We start from the raw sequence: 2,120 nt of genomic DNA on the forward strand, positions 1-2,120 counted from the left end.
CCACACCGTCTCCGATTGTGGCTCGACGCCATTGCCGGCGTCGAAGACGGCAATCGCGCCGTCGAGCACGCGGAGCGATCGCTCCACCTCGATGGTGAAGTCGACGTGCCCAGGCGTGTCGATGATATTGATGCGGTGATCGTTCCAGAAGCAGGTCGTCGCGGCCGACGTGATCGTGATCCCGCGCTCCTGCTCCTGCTCCATCCAGTCCATCGTCGCGGTGCCCTCGTGGACCTCGCCGATCTTGTAGGACTTGCCGGTGTAATAGAGGATGCGCTCGGTCGTCGTCGTCTTGCCGGCGTCGATATGCGCCATGATGCCGATATTGCGGTAACGGTCGAGCGGATGGCTGCGGGCCATGATCTTAAACTCCGATGTGGGGGAACGGACCTCGGCCCGTCCTCCACGATATAGGGATTAAATTTACCAGCGGTAGTGCGAGAAGGCGCGGTTGGCCTCGGCCATGCGGTGCGTGTCCTCCCGCTTCTTGACCGCGTTGCCGCGGTTGAGGCGGCGTCCATCAGCTCGCCCGAGAGGCGGCCGGCCATGGTCTTCTCCGAGCGGTTGCGCGCCGCGGAGATCAGCCAGCGGATCGCAAGCGCCTGGGCGCGCTCGACGCGGACCTCGACCGGGACCTGGTAGGTCGCGCCGCCGACGCGGCGGGAGCGGACCTCGATGCCCGGCTTCACATTGTTCAGCGCATCGTGGAACACGCCGAGCGGGTCCTTCTTGGCGCGCTGCTCGATCGTCTCGAAGGCGCCGTAGACGATGCCTTCGGCGACGGACTTCTTGCCGTCGAGCATGACGCTGTTCATGAACTTCGAGAGAGTGATGTCTCCGAACTTCGGATCTGGGAGAATCTCGCGCTTCTCCGGGCGGCGGCGACGTGACATGTCTCTTTCTCCCCTTACTTAGGCCGCTTGGCGCCGTACTTGGAACGGCTCTGCTTGCGGTCCTTGACCCCCTGCGTGTCGAGCACGCCGCGCAGGACGTGGTAGCGGACGCCGGGCAGATCGCGCACGCGGCCGCCGCGGATCAGCACCACGCTATGCTCCTGGAGGTTGTGGCCCTCGCCGGGGATGTAGCTGATCACCTCGCGCTGGTTGGTCAGGCGGACCTTGGCCACCTTGCGCAGCGCCGAGTTCGGCTTCTTCGGGGTCGTGGTATAGACACGGGTGCAGACGCCGCGCTTCTGCGGGTTCTGCTCCATTGCAGGGACCTTGGACTTGGCCTTCTGCGGTTCGCGACCCTTGCGGATCAGCTGGTTGATCGTCGGCATGAAGCCTTCACTTTCCTAAGTTACTCTGCTGCCACACGAAAAGCGCAAAGGAGCCTCGGCGGGCCGTTCCGGCCCCCCAGGCCCTTGCTCACGTCGCAGCAGTGTTCAGCTCTATTATGCCCGGCCGGGCAGCGTCTGGCTTGTCAGCCACCACCAGCCCTCGGGCGACGCGGCCTATAACCGCGAGGGCTATGTGGGTCAACACACTGCGTTTGTGAAGGGGCGCCGGGCGGAATCACGATAGAGAAATCACGATGGAGGCGCGGGGCGCGGGACGAGGCGCAGGAACATGCCGGCCAGCTCCCCACATCCCAGGTGATCGGGTCGGGTTCGGCGCACGATGCTCTTGCGTCGCCACCCCTGGTTCCACAGCGGGCCGTTTGCGTATTTTTGCGTAAATACGCGCGGTATCGGCACGCCCGGTGCGCCTGGAGCGGCCGGGGGTGGGCACACGAAAGAGCGCCTCGAGGCTGTACGGCGGGCACTGACAATCTCTCATGTCGTCGGATTTATCAGACTTAATCCGACAAGTCAAGCGGAAATCCGACGATGCTCAAGGTCCCGTATCGAGTTCGGACCTTGGAGCGGTTTGTGATCTGATCGCATCAGATCAACCGCTCCAGGTTCTTGATCTGCCGCGATTTCCGAGTCGTCAGATCATTCGATCTGACTAGAAATCGCTCTAGCCCGAGCGGGCGCCGCCGCTAGACGGCGCCCGTGTCGTCAGCCGGCCTGCCGCGCCGTCCCCGCCGCCTGGATGAACTGCCAGACGCTCATCGAAAAAGGCGGCTTCTGCTCGCTTTGCCATTCGTCCATACGGTTGTAGAAATTGGTGGCGCCG

The 2,120-nt window shown here is 63.7% G+C and carries 2 protein-coding genes and 1 pseudogene; all 3 read right to left on the bottom strand.

Annotated elements, in window-relative coordinates; all coding sequences use genetic code 11:
* A partial coding sequence (locus JOZ76_RS32725) for a GTP-binding protein (RefSeq protein WP_291705523.1) occupies positions 1-360 on the bottom strand: 360 nt, incomplete at its 3' end.
* A gap of 63 nt (positions 361-423) precedes the next feature.
* Positions 424-893, bottom strand: a pseudogene (rpsG, locus tag JOZ76_RS32730) (30S ribosomal protein S7).
* 14 nt (positions 894-907) lie between these two features.
* On the bottom strand, positions 908-1,279 hold the full coding sequence (gene rpsL / locus JOZ76_RS32735) for a 30S ribosomal protein S12 (protein ID WP_147044308.1): 372 nt from the start codon (positions 1,277-1,279) through the stop codon (positions 908-910).
* Positions 1,280-2,120: the final 841 nt, after the last annotated feature.

The organism is Bradyrhizobium sp. (genome assembly GCF_019244115.1).
In the GTDB taxonomy this organism is placed as follows: Bacteria; Pseudomonadota; Alphaproteobacteria; order Rhizobiales; family Xanthobacteraceae; genus Bradyrhizobium.